We start from the raw sequence: 23434 nt of genomic DNA, 5'->3' as shown, positions 1-23434 counted from the left end.
GTGCAACGGCGTCAGAACGCGGTCGCTACGACATAGACGCCAATCGCGATCACGAGTGCGGCGAAGCCGCGCTCGAGCACTCGCTTGCTGCCCGCGATCGATCGGCCCGCAACGATGCCGAGCGCTGCGCCCGCGATCCCGCCCATGACCAGCAGCGCCGTTAAACGCCAGTCGACCAGCCCCGACACCGCGTAGGAGGTGGCGGTGGTCAACCCCAACGCGGTGACGACGACAAGCGATGTGCCGACCGCAACCGACAACGGCATTGCTGTCGCGGCGATCAGGCCCGGCACGATCAGAAAGCCTCCGCCGATGCCGAAAAATCCCGCCGCCAGGCCGACGCCGAGGCCAATCGGCACCAGCCGCGGCAACAGCGCCGCCGCACTCTCGCGCGTAAGGCGGACATCGGGCGCCTCGATCGTCCGCCGCTTGCGCAGCATCGACAGCCCGACGCCGATCATCAACAGCCCGAAAAGGCCGAGCAGCTTCGCGCCGTCGAACGCCTTGCCCAGCTCGGCTCCCAGCGCCGCGCCGATCATGCCCGAGACCGCGAACACGCCCGCGCAGCGCCACTTTACCTGGCCGGCGCGCGCGTGGCCGATGAGGCTCGCCAGCGCGTTGATCGTCACCGCTACCGCCGCGGTGCCGATCGCGGCATGCGGCGAGCCGACGCCGACGAAATAGACGAGCAGCGGCACGGCGAGGATCGATCCGCCTCCGCCGACCAGGCCGAGGATCAGTCCGACCGCACCGCCCGAAGCAAGCGCCGCGAATAGCGTGTGCGCGTCCATCGAAGTTTCAGGCCAGCGCGCGCCGGTTCCACGGCATGACGCGCAACAGCCTGGCCATGCCGCACCAGCCCGTCGTACCCGCGAACATCAGTCCTGCGCCCACGAATGCCGACAATCCGAAGAAACCGGGCGCGACGAACAGCCCGAGCAGTACGCCCGTCAGCACGAGTGCGCCAGCGGCGATCTGCACCTGCCGCATGATCTCCAATGGCTGCGAGCGGTCGGCTACCACCGGCTGTCCTGCCTGCCGCCACGCATCGATGCCGCCGCCCAGAACATAGGCGGGACTGCTCCCCGCCACGTCGCGAAGCCTTGCGGCATGCGCAGTCGTGCGCGCACCCGATCGGCAATGGAACACCAGCGGGCGATCGCCGCGCGGCAGTTCGCCGATTTGGTCGAGCGGCACGTTCACTGCGCCGGGAATCCGCTCGCGGGCATGTTCGTCGGCGCCGCGAATATCGATCAGGCGCGCACCGGCGTCGATCGCGGCGCGGGCTTCGGCGGGGGAAAGCGTTGCAAGCGTCATCGTATCAATCCTTGCAGTAGAGCTGGTAGAGGGTGGCGAGCAGCGTTTCGACACGCGCATCGGCAATGGCGTACCAGAGCGTCTGGCTCTCGCGCCGGTAGGTGACGAGGCCTTCGTCACGCATCTTCGCCAGGTGCTGCGAACAGGCGGACTGCGACAGGCCGACATCGCGCGCCAGATCGCCGACCGTCACTTCGCCGTGTTCGACCAGCTTGCACAGCAGCATCAGCCGGCGCGCGTTGCCGATCGCCTTCAGCGTGTCGGCAACCTGCCCGGCCTTCGCCTCGAAGGTGGCCAAATCCATAGGCTTGAGCATCAACACCGCTCCATTAGGTATTGCTTATGTAGCATCACCTAATATATTAGCAAGCGCTAACGGAGGAATTCATGACCCAGCCCTTCATCGAAGCCTTCTTCGACGAGCCGACGAACACGATCAGCTATCTCGTCGGCGATCCCGCGACGCGCACGGCAGCGGTGATCGATCCGGTGCTCGATTTTGATATGGCGAGCGGCGTCGCCGATACGCGCTCGGCCGAGCGGATCGTTGCGTTCGCGCGTGAGCAGGACTGGCGGATCGCGATGGTACTCGAGACCCACGCCCATGCCGATCACCTCTCGGCCGCGCCATTCATCAAGGCGCATACCGGCGCATGGATCGGCATAGGCGCGCATATCCGCGACGTGCAGAAGATTTTCCGCCCCGTATTCGCCATGGACGACCTGAAAACCGACGGTTCGGATTTCGACCGCCTTTTCGACGACGGCGACCGCTTCGCGATCGGCGTGCTGGAGGTCGCGGTGCTGCACGTTCCCGGGCATACGCCAGCCGATATCGCCTATCTGATTGGCGACGCCGCGTTCGTCGGCGATACGCTGTTCATGCCCGACTATGGCACTGCCCGCGCCGATTTCCCCGGCGGCGATGCGCGCACGCTCTACCGTTCGATCCGCCGTCTGCTCGCGCTGCCCGACGCGACGCGGCTGTTCCTGTGCCACGACTACAAGGCGCCGGGCCGCGACGAGTATCGCTGGGAAACCACCGTGGGCGAGCAGCGCCGGTCGAGCGTCCACGTGCATGACGGTGTGAGCGAGGACGAATTCGTCGCCATGCGCGAGCAGCGCGACGCCGGGCTGTCGGTACCCAGGCTGCTGCTCCCGTCGATCCAGGTCAACATCCGCGCAGGCCATTTCGATCAGGCCGAAGCGAACGGCGTCACCTATCTACGCATTCCGGTGAAATGGCGCGATCGGCCGGTATCGAGCGAAGCGCACGCCGACTGATGTAACCGGGCACCGCTTGCACCGCGCCCGCTGACAGGAGTATCCTTCGCTTGCCCCCTGCGTATTAGCGCGGTAATACAGCAACCAGCATCATGCGTATCGACAGCTTCGACCCATGGCGCGTGCCGCCTGCCGACAGCGGCCCCGCCGTCGTCGATCCGCCTGCCGCGCCGCCTCCTGCGCCTGTGCCGGAGCCGCTGCCGCCTGCATGGCGTCCGAGCCCGATGCGCTGGCTGGCGCGGGGCGCGGCGGCGGCAATCGTGCTGCTCGTGCTCCTCGTCGCCTGGCTTGCCGTGACCGCGCCGCTTTCAAAGTCGCTCGAGCCGCCGGTACCGCCCTCGATCACGCTGTTGTCGGCGGAAGGCGATCCGATCGCGCGGCACGGTGCCGTGATCGGCGACCCGGTCGACGCGACGCGCCTGCCCGATCATGTCACGGGGGCCTTTCTCGCGATCGAGGACCGGCGCTTCCGCTCGCACTGGGGCATCGATCCGCGCGGCATCGCGCGTGCGTTCTGGAACAACAGCTTCACCGACAATTCGGCGCAGGGCGGCAGCACCATCACGCAGCAGCTCGCCAAGAATGTGTTCCTGAGCTCCGATCGCACGCTGGCGCGCAAGCTGCGCGAAGTGATGATCGCCTTCTGGCTCGAGGCATGGCTGAGCAAGGACGAGATCCTCTCGCGCTATCTCTCGAACGTCTACTTCGGCGACAATGTCTATGGCCTGAGCGCCGCCGCGCGCCATTATTTCAGCCGCGATGCCGATGACCTTACGGTGTCGCAGGCGGCGATGCTCGCGGGGCTGGTCAAGGCGCCCAGCCGCCTCGCACCGACGCAGAACCTCAAGGGCGCGCGCGATCGGCAGGCGGTCGTCGTCGGCGCGATGGAGGCGGCGGGCTATCTCACCGCCGCCGAGGCCGACGACGTGGCCCCTGCCCGCCTCAAGGTCGCACGGATCAAGCGATTGCCTACCGGCACCTATTTCGCCGACTGGGTACTGCCGCAAGCGCGCGACAATGCCGGCGCCATCGCTGCCGACCAGACGGTGCAGACGACGCTCGAGATGCGCCACCAGCGCGCCGCCGAACGCGCGGTGCGCGCTGCGGGCCTCCGCCAGGCGCAGGTCGCGATCGTCTCGATGCGGCCCGACGGGCGCATCATCGCGATGGTCGGTGGAAAGGACTACGCCAAGAGCCCCTTCAACCGCGCCACCCAGGCGCGACGCCAGCCGGGCTCCACCTTCAAGCTGTTCGTCTATCTGGCAGCACTGCGCGCCGGCATGGACCCCGACGATCTGGTGGACGACAGCCCCGTCACCATCGCCGACTGGAGCCCGAAGAACTCCGACGGCCGTTATCGCGGCGAGATCACGCTCGCGCAGGCCTTCGCGCAGTCGAGCAACGTCGCCGCCGCGCGGCTGACGCAGCAGGTCGGCCCGCGCGCAGTGATCCGCGCCGCACGCGATCTGGGCATCTCGACGCCCATCCCCTCCGAAGCGACGATCGCGCTCGGCACCTCGTCGGTCTCGCTGCTCGAACTCACCGCCGCCTATGCCGCGATCGCCGCGGGCGAAGCGCCCGTGCGCGCGCGCGGGCTGGCGCAGCCCGTCGAGGGCAGCTGGCTCGATCGCCTCGGGCTCGATCGCAGCGCCATCCCGGCCGATCAGCTCGACGCGATGCGCGCGATGCTCGCCGGTTCGATCGAGCGCGGCACCGGCCGCCAGGCGGCACTGTCGATCCCCGCCTTCGGCAAGACGGGCACCACGCAGGACAATCGCGACGCGCTGTTCGTCGGCTATGCCGACGGCATCGTCACCGGCGTATGGGTCGGCAACGACGACAATACCCCCAATGCCGGCCTGTCGGGCGGCGGGGTGCCCGCGCGCATCTGGCGCGACTATATGACGCGCGCGACGGGCGCGCAGACTGCTGCGCGCGCCGAGCCCGCCGTGATCGAGGCCGTCGAGGACTCGGGCAACATCATCGACGATTTCGCCAACGGCGCAGTCCCCGCGATCCCGCCCGTCGATTTCGAAGGCGAGTTCGAGGGGCTGGGCATCAACCTGCGCGTCGGCCCCGATGGCGGTATCGAGATCGGCCCCGGCACGCGTACGCGCGATGCCGACGCGGCGCGCCGGCGCGAAGAAGCGCCCGACGACATGCCCCCCGAGGGCGACGAATTCTAGGCGTTGACGCCACCTTCCGCGCCTCGCAAGGGCGTGGACCATGCGCTTCTTCTCCGACAACGCCGCCCCCGCCTGCCCCGCCGTCATCGAGGCGCTCGTCGCCGCCAACGCGCAGGACACCGCCTATGACGGCGATCGCTGGTCGCAGACGCTCGACGGCGCGCTTTCCGACCTGTTCGAGACCCCGGTCGAGGCGCTGTGGGTGCCAACCGGCACCGCCGCCAACGCGCTGGCGCTCGCCGCATTGTGCCCGCCACATGGCGCGATATTCTGCCACCGCGAGGCGCATATCCAGTGCGACGAGGGCGGCGCGCCCGAATTCTACACGCACGGTGCCAAGCTGTTGCTGCTCGAGGGTGAAGGCGCCAAGCTCGCCCCCGACACGATCGACGCCGCCGCCGCCGCGATCCGCGACGATGTGCATCAGGTGCAGCCGCACGCCATCTCGATCACCAACGCCACCGAAGCCGGCCGCGTCTATGCGCCCGACGAGGTAGCCGCGATCGGCGCGGTCGCGCGGCGGCGCGGGCTCGCGCTGCACATGGATGGCGCGCGCTTCGCCAACGCCGTCGCCGCGCTCGGCTGCGCGCCCGCCGATGTCACTTGGCGCGCCGGCGTCGATGCGCTCAGCTTCGGCTTCGTCAAGAATGGCGGCATGTCGGCCGAGGCGCTGGTATTCTTCCGCCCCGGCCTTGCCGCCGCCACGCGCTATCGCCGCAAGCGCGCGGGGCATCTGCAATCGAAGGGCCGCTATCTCGCAGCCCAGATCCTCGCGATGCTCGAAGGCGACCGCTGGCTCGACAATGCGCGCGCGGCGAACGCCGGCGCCGCGCTGATCGCCGCCGCCGCGCCGCACCGGCTGGTCGAGCCCGTTGAGGCGAACGAGGTGTTCGTCCGCCTCACCTCCGACGAAGCGGCACGGCTGCGCGCGGCGGGGTTCGATTTTTACGACTGGGGCGAGGGGCAGGCGCGCTTCGTCACCGCATGGGATCAGGGCGAGGAGGCCGTTCGGCCGCTCGCCCAGGCGATCGCCGCGCTGTGAGCGCCGAAGCACATCCTTCCCGGCACGGGGAGGGGGACCATGCGCAGCATGGTGGAGGGGGATCGCCGCAGGCGGCATCGTTTGCGGCAGCCCCCCTCCACCACCAGCCTGCGGCTGGCCGTCCCCCTCCCCGTGCCGGGGAGGATGTGCCTGACCCTCAATCCACTCGGCTGGCCATTCTCATTCCCTTCGCCATCGTCACGCTGATCTGGGGCTCGACATGGATCGTCATCACCGGTCAGCTGGGCGAGGTTCCGCCTTCCTGGTCGGTCACCTATCGCTTCGCGCTGGGCGGCGTCACCATGCTCGGCTGGGCGCTCTACAAACGCCAGTCGCTGCGCCTCGACGCGCGGGGCTTGCGCTTCGCGGCGGCGCTGGCGCTTGCGCAGTTCGTGCTCAACTTCAACTTCGTCTACCGCGCCGAGATGTACGTCACCTCGGGGCTGGTCGCCGTGGTGTTCGCGCTGCTGCTGGTGCCCAATGCGATCTTCGCGCGCATCTTTCTCGGCCAGCGCATGGGTCGGCAACTGCTCGTCGGATCGGCGATCGCCATTGCCGGCATCGCGCTTCTCTTCCTGCACGAGATCCGGCGCGATCCGTCGGGCGGCACCACCACGCTGATCGGCATCGGCCTCACCGCGCTCGGCGTGCTGTCGGCCTCGTCGGCCAACGTCATGCAGGCGACGAGCACCGCGCGCGCCTATCCGATGGCGCCGATGCTCGGCTGGGCGATGCTCATCGGCGCGGCGTTCGATGCGATCTTTAGCTACGCCGTCGCCGGCCCGCCGCGCTTCGAGCTCACCGCGAGCTACATCGCCGGCCTGGTCTATCTCGGCGTCATGGCGTCGGCGGTCGCCTTCACGCTCTATTTCGGCGTCATCCGCGTCATCGGTCCTGCCAAGGCCGCCTATTCGAGCGTCATCATCCCCGTCATCGCGATGGGCCTTTCGACGCTGTTCGAAGGCTATCGCTGGTCGCTGCTCGCCGCTGCCGGCGCCGTACTGGTGCTCGCGGGGCTGGTCGTGGCGCTCAGAGCGCGCAGGCCCAACCGGTAATCGGGATAGCGCGGCCGCCAGCCGAGCACGCGCTTCGCCTTGCCGTTCGCGACACGCCGGTTCTCGGCATAGAAGCCCCGCGCCATGGGTGACAGGCTCTCCACCGGCACTAAGGGCGGTGGCGGCATCCCCAGCAGCCTTGCGGCATGTTCGATCACCACGTTCTGGCTGCACGGCAGGTCGTCGGACAGGTTGTATGCCCCCGCCGGCGCATCGAGCCCCGCGGCCACGCCTTCGACGATATCGTCGACATGCACGCGGCTGAACACCTGCCCCGCCAAGTCCACCCGATGCGCCCTGCCCTCAAGTACACGATCGAGCGGTGAGCGGCCAGGGCCATAGATGCCGGGCAGCCGGAATACCCGCGCACCCAGCGCGAGCCAGCGCGCATCGGCATCGGCACGCGCGCTACGGCGCCCGCCGCCCGTCGGCGCGCTCTCGTCGACCCACGCTCCGCCGGCATCGCCATAGACGCCGGTCGAGGAGAGATAGGCGAGCCGCGCACCGCTCGCTTCCAGTGCATCGGCATAGGCGGCAAGCACCGGGTCGTCGTCGTCGGCAGGCGGCACCGACGAGAGAATGTGCGTCGCCTCGCCGATCTCGAAGCGGACGCGATCGCTATCGGCAAAGGCGATGCTGTCGCCGCGCCCGTCGCGCGTCGTGCCCGCGATGCGCCAGCCATGCGGGCGCAGCCGCTCGCACAGGCGGCTGGTGGTGTAGCCGAGGCCCAGGATCAGCAGCCGCATCGTCCGCCGGCCTCACTGCCGCCCATAGACCGTCCCGAAGTAATCGCCCGCATTCCATTTCGGCCGCGGCCCGTCGGCAAGCTCGGCCACCAGCGCGTGATGCAGCATGACGAAGCGGTCGGCAGCATCCCAGTCGATCGGCAGGCCGATCTCGTCCGACGGCTGGTGATAGTGCCGCTCGAGAAACACTGCCGTCGCCGCCGCCCCCGGCCCCGCCGGCCCGGTGTCGATCGCGACCGAGGGGATGCCGGCGCGCACGAAGCTGTAATGGTCGCTGCGCACGAAGAACGCTTCCTCGGGCTGCGGATCGGCAGTGACGGCGATGCCCTGCGCCTTCGCCACGCGCGCCAGCACCGGCCCGATGCTCGATCGCCCCGCGCCGAACGCCACGATGTCCTGAAAGGCATAGGTCAGGATCGGCATGTCGATATTGACGTTCGCCACCAGCCCCTCACGCGGCACCGTCGGGTGGTTGGCGAAATAGTCCGACCCCAGCAGCCCCGCTTCCTCGGCGGTGAGCGCGACGAACAACAGGCTGCGGCGCGGGCGCCGGCCCTCGCGCTGGAAGCGGCGCGCCACCTCGATCATCGCGCCGACGCCGATCGCATTGTCGACCGCGCCGTTGTGGATCGCGTCGCCCGCCACCGGTTCGCCGACGCCGACATGGTCGAGATGCGCGGTCAGCACCACATGCTCGCCGGCCAGCGCCGGATCGCTCCCCGCCAGCCGCCCCACCACATTGTTGCTGGCGATGCGCGCCTGCTCGCTCAGCTGCCGGAAGCGCGCCGTCCTTCCAAGCGCGCCCGTCGGCAGCGCGGTGCGCGCACGCTCGGCGGCGCGGACCTTCGCCCATGCGATCGGCGATCCGGCGAACAGCTTTGCCGCCCCCGCCTCGCCCAGCACCGCCAGTTGCGGGATCGGTGCGGCGCCTCCCCCCGCCGGCGGCGCCCAGCGCACGCGCGGTCCCGTGGCTGCCCGCGCCGTCGCGGCGAACGCCTCGCGCCCCGCATCTTCGATGAATAGGATACCCACAGCACCGTTGCGCGCCGCCAGCTCGGCCCTGACGTCGCGATTGCCGTAATGCGCCGCAACATCGTCCTCGAGCCCGTTGGGCGTGCCAAGCAGGATCGCGACGATCCGCCCTTTCACGTCGAGCCCGCGATAGTCGTCGACCCCGCGCGCCGGGTCGATCACGCCATGGCCGGCGAACACCACCTCGCCCTCGGTCTTGCGCTCGGCCATCTCCCAGTGGGGCAGCAGCGCAACGTCGTGGCCCGGAACAAGGCGCGTCGCACGCGAGCCGCGCAGCAGCGACCCCTCGCCGCCGGTGGCTCGCGCCGCCACCAGCGTCACCGGCTGGCGCCAGTCGCCATTCGTCCCGGCAGGCGAAAGACCCGCCGCCGCCATCTGCGCGATCACATAGTCGGCGGCCTTCTCATATTCGGGCGTGCCCGCCGCGCGGCCCTTCAGCGCGTCGTCGGCCAGCACAGCCACATGCGCGCGCACCGCCGCCGCATCGGCGCCGAGCGGCCGGTCGTCGGCGCGCGCACCCGCCGCGAGCAGCGCCGCCGCGGCGAGCCCGGCGATCGCGCGCGCGATCACCGCGCGCCGTGGCCGTTATACAGCGTGCCGAAGAAGTCGCCCTTGTTCCAGCGCGGCCGCTCGGGCGCATCGGCGATCTCGCGCGCGATCATGTAGTTCGCCTCGATAAAGCGCGCGCCCGATTCCCAGTCGATCGCCGGGTTCTGCCCCAGCGCGTCCGAGGGCTGGTGATAATGCTGCGCGAAGAACGCATCGACCGCCGCCTTGCCCGGCCCCTTGGTGCCCGGCCACAGGAATACCGAGGGGATGCCCTGCTGCACGAAGCGATAATGGTCGCTGCGCGTGAACAGCCCCTGTTCGGGCATCGGATCGGGCGAGAAGGTCACGCCCAGCTTCTGCGCCGCGTTCATCACATATTGCCCCAGCGTCGATCGCTGCGCGCCGAAGGCGATGACGTCCTCGAACTTGTAGGTGATGATCGGCATGTCGAGATTGACGTTGGCGACCAGCCGTTCCTTGGCGATCGAGGGATTGCGCGCGAAATAATCGGCGCCCACCAGCCCCTTCTCCTCGGCGGTGACCGCCAGGAACAGGATGCTGCGCTTCGGCGGCTGGCCCGATGCCTTGAAGCGCTTGGCTTCCTCGATCATCGCGGCGATGCCGACAGCATTGTCCATCGCGCCGTTGTAGATCGCATCGCCGTCCTTTGGCGTGCCGACGCCGACATGGTCGAGATGCGCGGTGAGCACGACGACTTCGTTCTTGAGCCTGGGATCGCTGCCTTCGAGCATCCCCGCGACATTGTAGCTCGTCACCGGCTCGGTCGTCGTCGCGAGCTTCACCGAAAGCCGTCCCGGCAGTTCGACCGCGCGGAACGCGGCCTGCGGGCTCTCGGCGGTCTTCACCACCTCGGCCCAGGGCGTGCGCGCACCGGCGAACAGCTTTTCGGCACCCGTCATGCTCAGGCTGCCCAGCCCCGGCGTGTCAGGCGCCGCGAAGAAGCCGCTGCCGTCGGGCCGCGCCCACGTCATCCGCGCATCGGCATAGCTCTCGGCCTGCCGCGCGAACGGACGCACCTTCGCGCTCGTCGGCGATTCGAGCACGACATAGCCGACCGCGCCCTTCGCCTGCGCCGTAACCGCCTTGTTCGCGGTATTGCCGAAATGCGCGCGCTCCTCGCCCGGCAGGTTCGCCGGCGCCCCTGCGAAGAACGCCACGATCTTGCCCCTCACGTCGACGCCCGCATAATCGTCGCGCTTGAACTGCGGCGCATCGACCCCGTAGCCGACGAACACCACCGGCGCATCGACCACCGTCTCGGCGCGCGTCGGATCGGCGCCGGGGATATAGTCGGCGCCGAAGCGCAGCGCCGTCGGCGCGCCGCCGCGCGGCGCATAGGCAAAACTGCCCTCGCTCGCCGGCTTGTAGCGCAGCAGCGGCACGTCCTGCAGATAGCTGCCATCGGTGCCTGCCGGCTTCAGTCCGGCCGAATAAAATTGCGACGCCACATACTGCGCCGCGACGTCGTAGCTCGACGTCCCGGCCTCGCGTCCCTGCATCGCGTCGGAGGCGAGGAACATCACATGCGCCTTCATCGCCGCCTGCTCGGGTGGCAACGCCGTCGCCTCGACCGCAGCCGGTTGCGGCGCCTGCTGCGCCAGCGCCATCGACGAGCAGGAAATTGCGAGCAACAACATCGACTTGCGAACCATCGGGCGCCTCTTCGTATCAGGTGTCACCACCCGGCCTAGCATCGCTTGCCGCGTCCGCCAACCGCGCGTCTGCGCCATTGCCGCGCGGCGCCATACCGCCTACCTCGCTAGCCATGCTCGATGCACTTTCCGCCTCCGCCCAGCCCCGTGTCGTCCGGCGTGGCGATTATGCGCCGCCCGCCTGGCTGGTGCCCGATCTCGCGCTGCATTTCACGCTCGATCCCGCGCGCACCATCGTCCGCGCGACGCTGAAGGTCGAGCGCAACGGCGCGCACGACCTCCCGCTGCTGCTCGATGGCGACGGGCTCGAGCTTCTCGCCCTGCGGGTCGATGGTGCTGCGGTCGACCCCGTATTTGCCGGCGAGCAGCTTTCGATCGCGCTCGCGGGCGACGCGCACGAGATCGAGACCGAAGTCGCGCTGGCGCCCGAGCGCAATACGCAGCTCATGGGGCTCTACGCCTCGGGTGGACTGCTGTGCACGCAATGCGAGGCCGAGGGCTTCCGCCGCATCACCTGGTTCCCCGACCGGCCCGACATCCTCACGCGCTACCGCGTCCGCCTCGAGGCCGACAAGGCGCGCTATCCCATCCTGCTGTCGAACGGCGACCCTGTGGCCTCGGGCGACCTCGCCGGCGGTCGCCATTTCGCCGAGTGGCACGATCCCTTCCCCAAGCCGTCCTATCTGTTCGCGCTGGTGGCGGGCGATCTCGTCGCCAACCGCACCGGCTTCGTCACGCGCTCGGGACGCGAGGTATCGCTCGCCATCTGGGTGCGCGCCCCCGATCTCGCCAAGACCGACCACGCGCTCCACGCGCTCGAAACCGCGATGCGCTGGGACGAGCAGGTCTATGGCCGCGAATACGACCTCGACGTATTCAACATCGTCGCGGTCGACGATTTCAACTTCGGCGCGATGGAGAACAAGGGGCTGAACATCTTCAACAGCCGCTACATCCTCGCCGACCCCGATACCGCCACCGATTACGATTACGACGCCGTCGCCGCCGTCGTCGCGCACGAGTATTTCCACAACTGGTCGGGCAACCGCGTCACCTGCCGCGACTGGTTCCAGCTGAGCCTCAAGGAGGGCTTCACCGTGCTGCGCGACCAGCAATTCTCCGCCGATCAGGGATCGCCGGCGGTCAAGCGGATCGAGGACGTGCGCTCCTTGCGCGCGGCGCAGTTTCCCGAGGATGCCGGGCCGCTCGCGCATCCCGTCCGCCCCGACGAATATCAGGAAATCTCGAACTTCTACACCGCGACGATCTACAACAAGGGCGCCGAGGTCATCCGCATGATGCACACAATGCTGGGGGCCGAGCGCTTCCGGCAGGGCGCCGACCTCTATTTCGACCGGCATGACGGCACTGCCGCCACCGTCGAGGATTTCGTGCGCGCGATGGAAGATGCCTCGGGCGCCGATCTCGCCCAGTTCCGCCTGTGGTACAGCCAGGCGGGCACGCCGCGCGTGCAGGCGCTGCTGTCGCATGAACCCGGCGATGGCCGCGCGCGCCTCTCGCTGCGCCAGAGCGTACCGCCAACGCCCGGCCAGCCCGTCAAGCAACCGATGGCGCTGCCGCTGCGCATCAAGCTCTTCGGCGCCGAAACCGCCGCGCCGCTCGCCGCCGAGCAGCTCGTCGAGTTGCGTGACGAAACCGCCGAGATCGTGTTCGAAGGCGTGAGCGAGCGGCCCGTGCTGTCGATCAACCGGGGCTTCTCGGCGCCGGTGATCGTGGATGCCAATCGCCCCGCCGCCGACCTCGCATTCCTGTCGGCGCATGACGACGATCCGTTCGCGCGCTACGAGGCGATCCAGCAGCTGATGCTCGATACGCTGGTGCTCGGCGTCACGCAGGGCCGCGCCGATCATGGTGCGGTCATCGCGGCGGTGCGCGCCACGCTGCGCGACCGCGCGCTCGATGCCGCGTTCATCGCCGAGGCGGTGCTGCTGCCGTCCGAAAGCTTCATCGGCGACCAGATGGCCATGGTCGACCCCGAAGCGATCCATCGCGTGCGCGAGGCGCTGCGGCGCGATCTGGCGCAGAGCCTTGCCGCCGACTGGCGCGCCGCCTATGAAGGCGCGCACGCGAACCGCTTCGAATATTCGCCCGCCGCCAAGGGTGCGCGACGGCTGCGCACCGTGTCGCTCGGCTATGTCATGGCATCGGGCGCGCCCGACGCACCCGAGATCGCGTTCGCCCAGTTCGAAGCCGCCGACAACATGACCGATCGGCAGGGCGCGCTCACCGCGCTCGTAAATTCGGATGCCGATTGCCGCGAGGCCGCGCTCGACATCTTCTACCATCGCTATTCGGACAATGCGCTGGTGCTCGACAAATGGTTCTCCACTCAGGCGCTGGCCACGCGCGACGGCACGCTCGACCGCGTGATCGAGCTGGCGCAGCATCGTGACTTCACGCTCGCCAACCCCAATCGCGCACGCGCGCTCGTAGGCGCTTTCAGCGTCAACCAGCGCGCCTTCCACACAGCGGGCGGCGGCGGCTATGCCTTCGTTGCCGATCAGCTGATCGCGCTCGACAAGCTCAACCCACAGACCGCCGCCAAGCTGGTTCCCGCACTCGGCCGCTGGCGGCGCTTCGATGCCGAGCGGGCGCAGGCGATGCGTGGCGCGCTCGAGCGCATCCTTGCGGTACCCGGTATCAGCCGCGACATGTTCGAACAGGTGTCGAAAAGCCTCGAATAGCATCGCGAGAGAGCACGGCGTTCGATACAGCGCGTCGATGGCCGTCCGCTTGCGCCCCCTCCCCGCATTGCTCGTCCTCTTCGCGCTGTTCGCCGCGCTGGCGATGGCGCGGCCGGTCGATCATGACGAAAGCCAGTATGTCGCCGCCGCGATCCTCGCGCGCGACTGGCTGCCCTATCGCGACTTCGCGTACCTTCAGCCGCCGCTGCAGCCCTGGCTGTTCGCGCCGCTCGCGGCCCTGTTCGGCGAATGGGCATGGCCGGGGCTGCGGCTGGTCAACGCGCTGCTCGCCGCGGCGACCGTTGCATGCACCTGGCTCGCCGCCATCCATGCAGGTGCCAGCCGGCCCGCCGCTCTTGCCGCTGCCGCGCTGCTGGCCTGCTGCGATGCGCTGCTGTTCAGCGGCGCGATGGCGCGCAACGATGCGCTGCCCGGCGCGCTACTCGCTGGTGGCATCGCGCTGGCACTCGCGCCCAGAGCTTCGGCAGGCAGCGCATTCGGCGCGGGACTTCTGTTCGCCGCCGCCGCCGCCGCCAAGGTCAGCTTCGCGCTCCCGGCGATCGCCTTCGGTATCCACGCGCTGTTCGCGCGCCGCCACTCACCCGGATGGATCGCGCTCGGTGCGCTGCTCCCCACACTGCTCGTCGCCTTCGCCTGGACGCTGTCGCCGGCGGGCTTCACGTTCGGCGTGTTCGACTTCCCCGCGCGCGCGCCTGCCGATTTCTATGTGGCGCGGCCGTGGAAGCTCTCGCTCGCGGCAAAGGCGATCGATGCCGTCAAGTTCCTCGCGCTCGGCCCCGCGCTGCTCGCGATCCTCCTCGCCGCGCGGCATCGCACGACGACACCGGCGGCACGGCTGCTCGACCTGCTCGTCGTCGCCGGGCTGATCGCCGCGCTGCTGCCGACGCCGACATGGCGCCAATATCTGCTGCCCGCGCTGCCGCCCTTGTTCGCGCGGCTGGCGCTCGCATGGACGCACCGCCCGCCCGGCCGCGGCGCGCGGATCGCCGCGATCGTCTTCGCTTGTGCCGGGCTGGCCCCCTCGATCGAGGCGATGCTGAGCTCGCGCCCTGCCATGCCGCGGGCGATGCGCGACAGTGCGGCCATCGCCCGCGCGCTCGACGACGCCGGCGTGCGCGGCCCCGTCGCCAGCCTCGCGCCGCAATATCTCGCCGCCTCGGGGCGCCCGCCCGATCGCCGTTTCGCAGCCGGGCCGTTCGCATGGCGCAGTCCCGCGCTGCTGTCTCCGCGCGACCAGCAGGCGCGGCGGATCGTGACACCGCCGACGCTGGCGGCGCAGTTCGGCCCGCGCGGCATCTGGGGGCCGGCTGCCATCCTCATCGGCGGCGAGGCCGAATGGTCGGCGGGCGACCCCGCGCTCGACCGGCCACTAGAGGCATGGGCACAAAAAGAGGGCTGGCGGCGCGTCGCGCTCACCAGCCCTCGCTTTCGTCTCTACGTGCCGCGCTGACGGGGGCGGCAGGCGCCCCCGCCCGCCCTCACATCACTACCGGCGTCGCCAGCAGCACCTGCGCCTCGATCACCTCGACATTCGTGACGATGGTGAAATCGGCGACCCCGTCGCCATCGACATCGCCGGTCAGCTCCCAGCGGCCATTCTCGAACGCCGAGCGCAACTCGCCGGCTGTGCCGCTGAACGCCGCATCACCCACCCAGGTGAAGTCCTGCTCGCCCGCGACGCCCGTATTGGCATCGATCGCCGACAGGTCGATCGTCTCGACTCCGCCGCGGTTGAGGTCGACGATCGTGTCGACGCCGCCCGTCTCGGTGAACACGAAACGGTCGTTGCCGAACCCGCCGGTCAGCCGGTCGTCGCCGGCGCCGCCGTTCAGCACGTCATCGCCGTTGCCGCCCAGCAGCTGGTCGTTGCCGCTGCCGCCCGACAGCGTGTCGCTGCCGTTGCCGCCGAACAGGATGTCGTTGCCGCTGCCGCCATCAAGCCGGTCGTCACCGTTGCCGCCGTCGAGCCGATCGTCGCCGCGCCCGCCGAACACCTGATCGTCGCCATTGCCGCCGTTCAGGCGATCGTCGGCGCCACCGCCCACCACCACATCGTCGCGATTGCCGCCCGGCACCGCGACGGGCGTCTCGTCGATGCCGTTCACGTCGATCAGCACGCTCGCCGTGCTCGTACCGCCGCGCCCGTCGCTCACGGTATAGCTGAAGCTGTCCGCCAACACCTCGCCCGTGTCGATGTCGATATCGCCGTCGGCGACATAGACCAGCTGCTGCGTCTCGGCATCGAAGAACACGTCGCCACGCGTGGCGCTCGTATCGACGGCGACGATCGTCAGCACATTGCCGTCGGCGTCGCTGTCGTTGGCGAGCAGCGTCGGTACCAGATTGCCCGTCGTTTCGCCCTCGTCGATCGTAAACCCGTCGTCGTTCGCGACCGGCGCGACGTTCGCACCCGGAATGAACAGCGAGGCGACCTGCGGATCATGGTCCGAATTGCGCTCGGCGGGCCGGAACTCGGCGTTGATATGCACCGAATCGTAGCGCGCGTTGAGCGTCAGTCCGCCCGTCACCAGAATGTTGTCGAGCAGCTGGCTGTTGCCCTCGAACACATAGCTGTAGCGCTCCTCCTCGGGCAGCAGCGTCGCCAGATTGGTGAACACACCGCCATCGGTCAGCTGCGTCTGCTCGGGCTCGAAATAGAAGCCGTTGAAGTCGCCAAGCAGTGCGAAGTTCTTCGAAGGATCGCCCGCAAGCTGTTCGTTCACATAAGCAAGTACGGTCGCCGCCTGTGCCGCGCGTGCCGCCTCGCCCGCATTCACCGGCGGCTGCGAATTGCCGAACAGCGGCTCGCTGCCGATGCGCGAGGTCGAGTGAATGTTGATCGTCGTCACGATCTCGCCGTTGAACACGAAGTCGGCGATCTGCGGCTGGCGCGATCCCTGATAGGCCGTGCCCTCGAGCGCGAAGGCGCTGCCCTCGACATAGTCGACACGATCGACGCGGTAGAAGAAGCCGTTGCGGATCGATCCGCCGGTCGACTGGCTCGCCGCCTCGACATAGGCATAGGTCGGACCGCCCTCGGCCTCGATCGCCGCGATCAGCAGCGCGGCGGTGCTCGTCGCCAGCACGTCACCGCTGCCGCCGGTGATCTCCTGCACGCCGATGATGTCGGGCGCGCGCAGGCTGTAGACGATGTCCTGCGCGAACAGGTTGAAGTCGCTCGAATTCGGGCCCAGCGCCTCGATATTGTAGCTGGCGATCGTCAGATTGTCTGCATCGCCGGCGAAGTCGGCGGTTTCGCGCGTCAGCGTCGTGTCCTCGACCAGCGTCACCGCTTCGGTGACGAGCACCTCATAATAGTTGAAGGCATAGTTAAGCACCCCGGTGACGTCGCTCAGCCGGTCGCCGGTATTGTAGTTGGGGTTGAACCCGGCGAAGATCGCGGCATCGTCATCGATCTGGATGCGCTCGGGATTGAAGTCGCCATCGGCGATGGTGATGCCGCCACGATCGTTGATGCCCGTGGCGCCATTGCCGCCCGAGGCAACGACAAAGGTCTCGCCGAAGTCGTTGGTATTGTCGACCGCGATCGGCGCGTCGATCGTCACCCGCATCCCTTCGAGCGATTCCCAGAAGTCGATGCCGTCGCTCTCGGGATCGTAGCTCGTCAGCCCGTCGTCATCGATCGTCGCATTGGGCGGCAGCACGCCGCCCTCGCCGATGCGCACCGCCGTGGGCAGCGCGTTGTTCTGCGACAGCAGCGTCACCGATGTCGGCTCGATCTGCGTGACCGAAAGCGCCGCAGTCGCCGCCTGAAACTCGGAAACGGTGCCCGTCACCTCGAGTGCGTCGCCCACCGCCACCGTCGGCGCCCCGCCGGTGAACACGAAGATGCCGTCCGAGGTGCGCGCATTGCCGTCGCCCACCGCGTCCTGAAGGTAATAGCCGTTCGAATCGACCGCGGTGACGATGCCCGTCGTGCGCACCGGCTGGTCGACATAGGCCGAGACATGGCCCTCGCCCTGGATCGCGCCGATCGAAACCGTCACCACATCGTCGTTGACGATCGTGCCTGTCGCTTCGGCGTCGAACAGGTCGATATTGCCCTGCGCGTTCGACAGCACGACGCTGAACGTCTCGTTGCCCTCGCCCACGGTATCGCCCTGCACCGCCACGGTGATCGTCGCCTGCGACTGGCCGACCGCGAAATTCACCGTGCCGGCGAATACCGCGCCCGACGCGAAGTCGGCGAGATCGGCATTGCCGTCGAGCACGACATTGTAGTCGACCGATGCCGCCGTACCCGTGCCGCCCGCGCGGCGGACCACGAAGGTGAAGTCGGTGGTGCCCGCATCGCCCTCGGCCTCGCGCACGTCGCGGATCGAAACCTGGCCGGTGCCCGTGGGCGCAATGAAGGTCTGCCCGTCATTGACGCTGCCGAAGCTGTCGGCAGTCGAACTGGTCCATTCGAAATCGTCGGCAGTCGAACCCACGCCCTTCAGCTGAAGCGACTGGCCGACGCCGGCGGGCGGCTCCTGCGCCGCGCCGATATCGGTGCTCGTCATACCCGCCGCGGGGCCGTTCGTCGCGACGAAGCTGCCTTCGTACGACAGGAACTGCACCACGCTGCCGCTCGCATCGACCAGCGCGATGCCGTCGGGCGCGCCGTTCTGAAGGCCCGGCGTCAGGAATGAGAGCGTGCCGAACCCGTTCGACTGATCGGCCACCACGCCCGAAAGCGCAATGGTGCCATAGGAAGCGCCGTTGCCGCCATTGTAGAGCACTAGCGACCAGCCGGTGAGATCGGTGCCGGCCGCTGCCGCCACTTCCACCGCCTCGCCCACGTCGACGCCGCCATTGTCATAGTGCAGCTCGTTGATGAACACATTGGTGTCGGCAGCGGGCGGCGCCGCATCGTCGTTGAGGATCGTGCCCGTCGCAACGCCGTCACCGATGGTCGCGCCGCCGGTGGGCGCGCTCAGCGTAACGGTGAAGGTTTCGTCGGCTTCGAAATCCAGGTCGCCGAACACCGGGATGAGGATGCTCGCGCTGTCCGCACCGTCGGCAAACTCGACCGTGCCGGTCAGCTCGGTGATCCCGAGGTCGTCGGCGCTCGCGGTATCGAGTGTGATCGTCCACGTCGCCGATACCGCGCCGGCAGTGCCGCCGCTGCGCGATACGGCGAACATGAAGTTGGTCGCGCCCGCGTTGCCCTCGGCCATGCTGACATCGGCGATCGAAAGCTCGCCCGCGCCTGCCGGCGGCGCGGTGCCGAAGCTCTGGCCGTCGTTGATCGCGCCGAAACTGTCGTCGCTCGATTCGGCCCAGGTGAAATCACTGCCCTCGGTGCCCGTGCCCTTGCGCTGCAACGAGGTGCCGACTTCGGTGGCGTTACCCTGCTCGACGCCGACATCGGTGCTCGTCAGCCCTGCCGCCGGTCCATTGGTGGCGGTCATCGCGCCTTCATACGACAGGAACTCGACGACGATGCCGTCGGGATCGATCAGCGCGAAGCCGTCGGGAGCACCATTCTGCAGGTTCGGCGCAGCGAACGACAGCGCGCCATAGCCATCGGCCTGGTCGGCGATCACGCCCGAAAGCGCGATCGTGCCGTAGCTCTGCCCGTTGCTGCCATTGTACAGCACGAGCGTCCAGCCGCTCAGGTCGGTGCCCGCGACGCCCGCGATCTCGATCGCCTCGCCCACGTCGGTGCCGACATTGTCGTAATGAAACTCGTTGATCCACGGCAGCACCGGCGCGGCGGCGTCGCTGGTCACGCCGATATCGTCGATGCCGATCAGCGCGTCGGAGCCCGCCGCGTCGGTGGTGAGTACGCGGATCTGGAGCTGCGCCTGACCATTGGCCTCGGCGGGAAGCTCGGCGTTCACCGTCGTGTCGCCACCCACATTGGCGTTCTCGACATAGGCGATGTTGATCCAGTCACCCGTATCGCCCACGCGATACTGGATCGCCACCGGCTGCACGGCGGTGCTCGCGCCGTCGATGTCGCGCAGCCGCGTCGTGAATACGATGTTCTCGCGGCCCGTCGCATCGACATGGATCACCAGATAGGGCGCGCGCGCCGTGCCCGATCCCTGGAACGCCACCACCGGATCGGCAAGGCCGCTGAACTCGCTCAGTCCGCCGCTCGTGAACGTGTCGGGGTTGGTCTCGTCGACATTGATGTCGACCACGTCGCTGCTGCCGATCACCGTGCGCGGATCGACGCCGGTGCCGCCGGTCAACGCGTCGCCGCGATATCCCATGATCGAAGGCACCAGCGACCAGTCGTCGTCGGTCACCAGCAACTCGCTGTTCGACCAGTCCTGAAAGAAATTGCCCGACGCGAGCGAGTGATACGTGATGGCCATCGACGCTTCCCCAATAAGCACGCGCTAACCCGGCGCCCGCGCCCGATGCGCGAGCGGAGCGGATAGCGAATCAAGTAGACGCGGCCGGCCTATGGACCGTGCATGACGGCGCGATGACAAGCCGCCATCGCGCCGCCACCGTACCAAGCTATTGCCACCAATAGGGCATCCGCCGTGCGTCGCCCGTCTCGACCTCGTTCATCGTGCGCGCGTCGTACATGCGCCCGCCCAGCACCACGCGCGCGATCTTGTCCGAATTGCGGATGTCGGCCGTGGGATCGGCGTCGAGCACGACCAGATCGGCGAGCTTGCCCGGCTCGATCGAGCCGATGTCGCGTTCCATGCCCAGCGATCGCGCCGCGTCGATCGTGCCCTTGGCAAGCGCCTCCACCGGGCTCATGCCGCCGCGCGCGAAGCTCCACAGCTCCCAATGCGTGCCGATGCCCGCCTGCTGGCCATGCGCGCCGATCGCCACCAGCTTGCCCGCATCGGCTATCTTCTTCGCCTCGCGCGCATTGTCGTCGTCGACGAAGTTGCTCTCGGGGGCCTTGGTCACGCGTGCGGTGGCCGCCAGCAGCGTGTCGGTCGGCGTGTGGACCAGCAGCGGATGCTCCCAAACATTGGTCGCCTGCCGCCAATAGGGATCGCCCGCCAGCCCGCCATAGCTCACCACCAACGTCGGCGTGTAGTTGGTGTCCGACTGGCCGAACATCTGCACCACATCGGCGTAGAAGGTCTCGAGCGGGATATTGTGCTCGAGCGTCGAATTGCCGTCGGCGATCAGGTTCATGTCCATGCCGTAGAGCGATCCGCCCTCGGCCACGACCTGCATGTTCTCGGCACGCGCGGCGGCGACCACCATCTGGCGCTGCTCGCGGCGCGGCTGGTTGTAATTCTTCACCGAATGCGCGCCCTGCGCCTTCAGCCGGCGGACATGCGCCAGCGCATCCTCGTAGCTGTCGATCTTCGCATACACATCGGCGGCGCGCGCGCCGTAGATGATCTCGCCGGTCGAGAAGATGCGCGGGCCGGTCAGCAGCCCCGCGCGCTGCATCTCGGCCGCAACGAAGATCTCGCTCGCGCTCGACGACGGGTCGTGGATCGTCGTCGTGCCCAGCGCGAGGTTCTGGAGCAGCGACCAGTTCTGCTGCGGTACCAGCTCGTCCTCGCCCTGCGGGCCGTGCGCGTGCGCGTCGATATAGCCGGGCACGATCGTCTTGCCCGCCATGTCGATCGTGCGGATGCCCGCCGGCAGCGTCGTCGCCGCGCGCGCGCCGACCGAAGCGATCCGGTTGCCCCGCACCACGATCACGCCATCGTCGATGATGCCGCCCCCGGCGCCCGCCATCGTCACGATGCGCCCGCCCGTCAGCGCATAGGTGCCGTCATGCTGCGCCGCCTCGACGGGCATCGACAGGTCGAGGCCGGTGGCGGGCGGCACGAACTTGGGAGCATTCTCGTCCATCGGCGCGGACGGAAACAGGCGGTCGCGCTCGGCGGTGTACAGCGTCGGCCCCATCGACCAGTGCAGCCGCGCACCGTCCATCGACCAGTTGACGTAGCTCGCGCCGCTGGCGCTCACCCGCGTGATCGGCAGCACCTTGCCCGTCGCGTCGATGTCGAGCGCCTGGTCGCCCGGCATCAGCGGCAGCACATGCGCCTCGTAATTCTGGATGAACGCGGAGTTGCGCCCATCGGGCGCCACCGCATAGCCGCTCACCAGCTCGCCCGCGAAATGCGTGCGCTTGGCGCCGCCCGCCAGATCGGTGCTGACGAGCTGCATCTTGTCGTCGGCGCGCGTCGTCATGAACAGCCGGTCGCTCGCCGCACCGAACTGGGGGTTGCCCGCGCCGCGCATCACCAAAGTTGGCACACCGCCCGATGTTGCCACGCGGTAGATGCCGGGGTCCATGCCGTAGGCGCGGGTGACGATTCCCCTGCTTCTGCGCGCCTCGAAGGCAATCGTGCGCCCGTCGGGCGACCATGCCGGGCGGGCATAATGGCCGGCGCGCTGCGTCACCGCCTGTGCATTTCCACCGCTTGCCGGCACCGTCATGATGCGTCCGGCAGCCGCGTCGGTCCAGTCGACATAGGCGATGCTGCGCCCATCGCGCGACCAAGCCGGAAACAGTTCGCGCCCTTCCCCGCCCCGCGTCAGCCGCCGCGCTGCGCCGCCCGCGGCAGGCTTGACGTAGAGCTTGCCCAGGCTCTCGAACACCACCTGCCGGCCATCGGGCGACACACTGGCGAAGCGCGGCATCTTCGTGGCAAACCGCTCGGGCGCCACGGCGATCTGCGGATGCGGTGCCGCCGCCACGCCGCGCGTGTCGCGCACGCGGAACGGAATGTCGGTCGCCGCGCCGCTCTCGACATCCACGCGACGAAGCTTGCCGCCGGCCCACAGCACGATTTCGCGATCGCCCGGCATCCACGCCATGTTGGGATACAGCCCGGTGACAGCCCAGGTTTCCTGCACGTCCTGGTCGAGATCGTCATAGACCTTGCGCTCGACCCCGCTCGCCAGATCGCGGACATAGAGCTTCGATCGCGTCGCCTCGCGCCGTACGAAGGCGATCTTGCTGCCGTCGCGTGACGGCGTAGGCCGCACCGATCCGCCATTGCCCGACACCGCCGTCGTCGTCTCGCCCGTCTCCAGATCGTAGCGCTCGATATTGAACAGATTGGTGTTCGAATCCTGCGCATATTCGAAGATCGGGCCGGGCGTGACGTTGCGCGTGAAATAGACGTAGCGGCCATCGGGCGCGAAGATCGGCTCGCCCAGTTCCTTCTGGTGCTGCTCATTGGGGCGCTTGACCAGCTTGACGCCAGTGCCGCCCGAGACGTGATACAGCCACACCTCGCCCGTACCCAGGCTGCGGCCGGTGGTGAAATGCTTCTTGGCGACGATGAAGCGCCCGTCGGGCGACCAGGTCGGCTGGTTGAGCAGGCGGAAATCCTCCTTCGTCACCTGCCTTTTGTCGCTGCCGTCGGCGTTCATCACCCAGATATTGTCGCCGCCCGCACGATCGGAGGTGAAGGCGATGCGCCGGCCGTCAGGCGAGAAACGCGGATGGACTTCCCATGCCAGCCCCTCGGCGATGCGCGTCGGCGTGCCGCCGGTAATCGGCATCGTGTAGATGTCGCCCAGCAGCGTGAAAGCGAGCGTCCGCCCGTCGGGGCTGACGTCGAGGTCCATCCAGCTGCCTTCGTCGACGTCGATGTTTACCTGCCGGATGGCCGCTCCGGCGGGCGCATTCACGTCCCATTTGGCCTTCTTGTCGACAGCGGCAGCGGGCACCGGCGGTGTGGTAGCAGGTGTGGGCTGCGGCTGCGGCTGCGGCTGCGGCAGCGGATCGGGCTGCTCGGCGTCACGCGCCAGGTCCTCGGGCGCTTCGGTCGCTTCGACCGGCGGCTGGTTCTGCTGCTGCGCATGGGCAGTGCCGAGCAGGAACGCGATGGCGGCAAGCGAGGCGGTGGTGCGCAGCATATGGTGTC

Annotated in this window: 14 protein-coding genes; 6 read left to right on the top strand and 8 right to left on the bottom strand. The window is 68.5% G+C overall.

Translation table 11 applies throughout. The annotated features are described in order from the left end of the window. Positions 1 to 11: 11 nt before the first annotated feature. From FBR43_RS06385 to FBR43_RS06375, 3 genes are read right to left on the bottom strand one after another with little or no spacing between them, the layout of a single operon-like run. Entirely contained in the window at positions 12 to 791 is a 780-nt protein-coding gene (locus tag FBR43_RS06385; RefSeq protein ID WP_136942373.1) for a sulfite exporter TauE/SafE family protein, read from the bottom strand. 7 nt (positions 792 to 798) lie between these two features. Beyond that, complete coding sequence (locus FBR43_RS06380; protein ID WP_136942372.1) at positions 799 to 1317, bottom strand: rhodanese-like domain-containing protein; 519 nt, start codon at positions 1315 to 1317, stop codon at positions 799 to 801. A 4-nt stretch (positions 1318 to 1321) separates the two neighbouring features. Next, complete coding sequence (locus tag FBR43_RS06375) at positions 1322 to 1633, bottom strand: ArsR/SmtB family transcription factor (protein WP_136942371.1); 312 nt, start codon at positions 1631 to 1633, stop codon at positions 1322 to 1324. Between the two features lie 71 nt (positions 1634 to 1704). Between FBR43_RS06375 and FBR43_RS06370 the strand changes: the two genes are divergently transcribed. From FBR43_RS06370 to FBR43_RS06355, 4 genes are all read left to right on the top strand, one after another. Beyond that, positions 1705 to 2601 carry an MBL fold metallo-hydrolase gene (locus tag FBR43_RS06370; protein ID WP_136942370.1) on the top strand — a complete coding sequence of 299 codons (897 nt, stop codon included), beginning with the start codon at positions 1705 to 1707 and terminating at the stop codon, positions 2599 to 2601. Positions 2602 to 2693: 92 nt separating this feature from the next. Beyond that, complete coding sequence (locus tag FBR43_RS06365; protein WP_136942369.1) at positions 2694 to 4787, top strand: transglycosylase domain-containing protein; 2094 nt, start codon at positions 2694 to 2696, stop codon at positions 4785 to 4787. A gap of 40 nt (positions 4788 to 4827) precedes the next feature. Beyond that, positions 4828 to 5829, top strand: coding sequence for a threonine aldolase family protein (locus tag FBR43_RS06360; protein WP_136942368.1), 1002 nt, complete (start codon positions 4828 to 4830; stop codon positions 5827 to 5829). Between the two features lie 146 nt (positions 5830 to 5975). After that, positions 5976 to 6884 (top strand): DMT family transporter, encoded by a 909-nt coding sequence (locus FBR43_RS06355; protein WP_249276482.1) that lies wholly within the window; start codon positions 5976 to 5978, stop codon positions 6882 to 6884. Here the strand turns inward: FBR43_RS06355 and FBR43_RS06350 are convergent. The 3 genes from FBR43_RS06350 to FBR43_RS06340 are packed head-to-tail and all read right to left on the bottom strand — an operon-like array spanning position 6794 to position 10869. Continuing rightward, positions 6794 to 7630 carry a Rossmann-fold NAD(P)-binding domain-containing protein gene (locus FBR43_RS06350; protein WP_136942366.1) on the bottom strand — a complete coding sequence of 279 codons (837 nt, stop codon included), beginning with the start codon at positions 7628 to 7630 and terminating at the stop codon, positions 6794 to 6796. The genes FBR43_RS06355 and FBR43_RS06350 overlap by 91 nt on opposite strands. Before the next feature lie 12 nt (positions 7631 to 7642). Next, positions 7643 to 9232, bottom strand: a complete 1590-nt coding sequence (locus FBR43_RS06345; protein ID WP_249276481.1) for a M20/M25/M40 family metallo-hydrolase — start codon at positions 9230 to 9232, stop codon at positions 7643 to 7645. Continuing rightward, positions 9229 to 10869 carry a M28 family metallopeptidase gene (locus FBR43_RS06340; protein ID WP_249276480.1) on the bottom strand — a complete coding sequence of 547 codons (1641 nt, stop codon included), beginning with the start codon at positions 10867 to 10869 and terminating at the stop codon, positions 9229 to 9231. The genes FBR43_RS06345 and FBR43_RS06340 overlap by 4 nt, the downstream gene beginning before the upstream one ends. A gap of 128 nt (positions 10870 to 10997) precedes the next feature. On the opposite strand from FBR43_RS06340, the gene pepN reads away from it, so the two are divergent. Beyond that, positions 10998 to 13589, top strand: coding sequence for an aminopeptidase N (gene pepN / locus FBR43_RS06335; protein WP_136942364.1), 2592 nt, complete (start codon positions 10998 to 11000; stop codon positions 13587 to 13589). A 37-nt stretch (positions 13590 to 13626) separates the two neighbouring features. After that, positions 13627 to 15060 carry a DUF2029 domain-containing protein gene (locus FBR43_RS06330; RefSeq protein ID WP_136942363.1) on the top strand — a complete coding sequence of 478 codons (1434 nt, stop codon included), beginning with the start codon at positions 13627 to 13629 and terminating at the stop codon, positions 15058 to 15060. Positions 15061 to 15088: 28 nt separating this feature from the next. Here the strand turns inward: FBR43_RS06330 and FBR43_RS06325 are convergent, their stop codons facing one another. Both FBR43_RS06325 and FBR43_RS06320 read right to left on the bottom strand, forming a co-directional pair. Then, complete coding sequence (locus tag FBR43_RS06325) at positions 15089 to 19939, bottom strand: Ig-like domain-containing protein (RefSeq protein WP_136942362.1); 4851 nt, start codon at positions 19937 to 19939, stop codon at positions 15089 to 15091. Positions 19940 to 20087: 148 nt separating this feature from the next. Beyond that, positions 20088 to 23426, bottom strand: coding sequence for an amidohydrolase family protein (locus FBR43_RS06320; protein ID WP_136942361.1), 3339 nt, complete (start codon positions 23424 to 23426; stop codon positions 20088 to 20090). Positions 23427 to 23434 lie beyond the last annotated feature (8 nt).

Origin of the sequence: Sphingomonas baiyangensis (assembly GCF_005144715.1) — a bacterium.
GTDB classification, from domain to species: Bacteria; Pseudomonadota; Alphaproteobacteria; order Sphingomonadales; family Sphingomonadaceae; genus Sphingomonas; species Sphingomonas baiyangensis.
This window is presented reverse-complemented; position numbering and strand designations above follow the sequence as displayed.

Bases quoted from the DNA above. Each gene is read 5' to 3' on its own strand.
- FBR43_RS06385 (WP_136942373.1), bottom strand. From the start codon at position 791: ATGGACGCGCACACGCTATTCGCGGCGCTTGCTTCGGGCGGTGCGGTC.
- FBR43_RS06380 (WP_136942372.1), bottom strand. From the start codon at position 1,317: ATGACGCTTGCAACGCTTTCCCCCGCCGAAGCCCGCGCCGCGATCGAC.
- FBR43_RS06375 (WP_136942371.1), bottom strand. From the start codon at position 1,633: ATGCTCAAGCCTATGGATTTGGCCACCTTCGAGGCGAAGGCCGGGCAG.
- FBR43_RS06370 (WP_136942370.1), top strand. From the start codon at position 1,705: ATGACCCAGCCCTTCATCGAAGCCTTCTTCGACGAGCCGACGAACACG.
- FBR43_RS06365 (WP_136942369.1), top strand. From the start codon at position 2,694: ATGCGTATCGACAGCTTCGACCCATGGCGCGTGCCGCCTGCCGACAGC.
- FBR43_RS06360 (WP_136942368.1), top strand. From the start codon at position 4,828: ATGCGCTTCTTCTCCGACAACGCCGCCCCCGCCTGCCCCGCCGTCATC.
- FBR43_RS06350 (WP_136942366.1), bottom strand. From the start codon at position 7,630: ATGCGGCTGCTGATCCTGGGCCTCGGCTACACCACCAGCCGCCTGTGC.
- FBR43_RS06340 (WP_249276480.1), bottom strand. From the start codon at position 10,869: ATGTTGTTGCTCGCAATTTCCTGCTCGTCGATGGCGCTGGCGCAGCAG.
- pepN (WP_136942364.1), top strand. From the start codon at position 10,998: ATGCTCGATGCACTTTCCGCCTCCGCCCAGCCCCGTGTCGTCCGGCGT.
- FBR43_RS06330 (WP_136942363.1), top strand. From the start codon at position 13,627: ATGGCCGTCCGCTTGCGCCCCCTCCCCGCATTGCTCGTCCTCTTCGCG.
- FBR43_RS06325 (WP_136942362.1), bottom strand. From the start codon at position 19,939: ATGGCCATCACGTATCACTCGCTCGCGTCGGGCAATTTCTTTCAGGAC.
- FBR43_RS06320 (WP_136942361.1), bottom strand. From the start codon at position 23,426: ATGCTGCGCACCACCGCCTCGCTTGCCGCCATCGCGTTCCTGCTCGGC.